This is a genomic window from Vibrio sp. Vb1554 (genome assembly GCF_033344235.1).
In genome coordinates, this window is record NZ_JAWPOJ010000264.1 from 1 (window position 1) to 1,242 (window position 1,242).

At 40.5% G+C, this 1,242-nt stretch carries 1 protein-coding gene; it reads right to left on the reverse strand.

Annotated features, from left to right (window positions below):
* Positions 1–172 precede the first annotated feature (172 nt).
* Entirely contained in the window at positions 173–1,162 is a 990-nt protein-coding gene (locus R8N28_RS25520) for a sensor domain-containing diguanylate cyclase (protein WP_140143987.1), read from the reverse strand.
* Positions 1,163–1,242 lie beyond the last annotated feature (80 nt).

Sequence of the window (1,242 nt, forward strand, 5' to 3'; positions counted from 1 at the left end):
TGGATTTTTGCTGACTTGCGAGCTTTTTAAAGTCGATATTAAGGATGTCATGATGGTGGTTTAGGTCGATAAATAGCGAACGGATATAGAGCACTTTTACTAATAGTTATAAGGTTTTTAGATAAGCGAGTTTTTAGCGATGTTATTGTGGTCAGAAAGGGGGAACTTATATTTAAGAAACTCTTTGTATTTTTAAGTGACCGGCTTGATAAAGCTTAAGATCTGGCAGGTTTTCGTAAGCTAGGGTGACTTGATTGCGTCCTGAGTGCTTTGAATAGTACATCGCTTTATCGGCCTCGATTAGAAGCTCTTTTGCGTTGGATTGTTGTGAATTCAACTCTGCTACACCAATACTAACAGTGGTCGTAATTTCAACGTCATCGACATGACAGATCGTTGCTTGTATAGCTTGGCGGATGCGTTCAGCTACTTCATACGCTTGAATCGCATTCGTATCTGTTAAGATTACTGCGAACTCTTCTCCTCCCAATCGACCTATAAAGTCGCTGCCACGAATGACTCCTTGGCAAACGTGAGCAATGCGAGTGATAACATGATCACCAGAAAAATGGCCAACTCTATCATTAATATCTTTGAAGTGATCAATATCGATCATCAAGCATGAAAGTGTTTTAGAACGTTTTGTATGTTGAATGATCGCATTATCTAAATTGGAGACAAACGCCCGGCGGTTGAGAAGACCAGTAAGTGCATCAGTTTCTGATAATTGTTTAAGGCGTTGCTCTAGTAAATGAGTCTTAGTGATATCACGTACAGACCAGATCACCAGTTTGTTTGCATTTTCAGGAGCGTTAACTGGTTTGATAATCGCCTCAAACCACATTTCTTCTGGATTTTCTAACGCTTCTAGCTCCTCTATAGGCAGGAGTAGGTGGTCATGCAGAGAAAGGTTGTATTTCACGACTTTCGTTTCGTTATCTTGCATAACGTCAAAAATAAACCCCATGAGTTCATCTGCTTTGGTTGGGGAAAGGACATCGCTAAGCTGTAAGCCAGTGTAGCGTTCTGCGTTGAACGTTTTGGAGTGGTGGGTACCACCAAAGCTTTCAATATAGCGCCCGCTTTCGTCTAGGATAAACACATGATCCGGTAGGGTGTTTAAAATGGCTTCTAACCATGTTTCCCTTTCTTTATAAATCATGTGGTTACTTTCCTTCTTCTCGGCAAGTAGCCGATTATATAGGTTTGTATTGATGACACAATCAATATGGATCACATAAT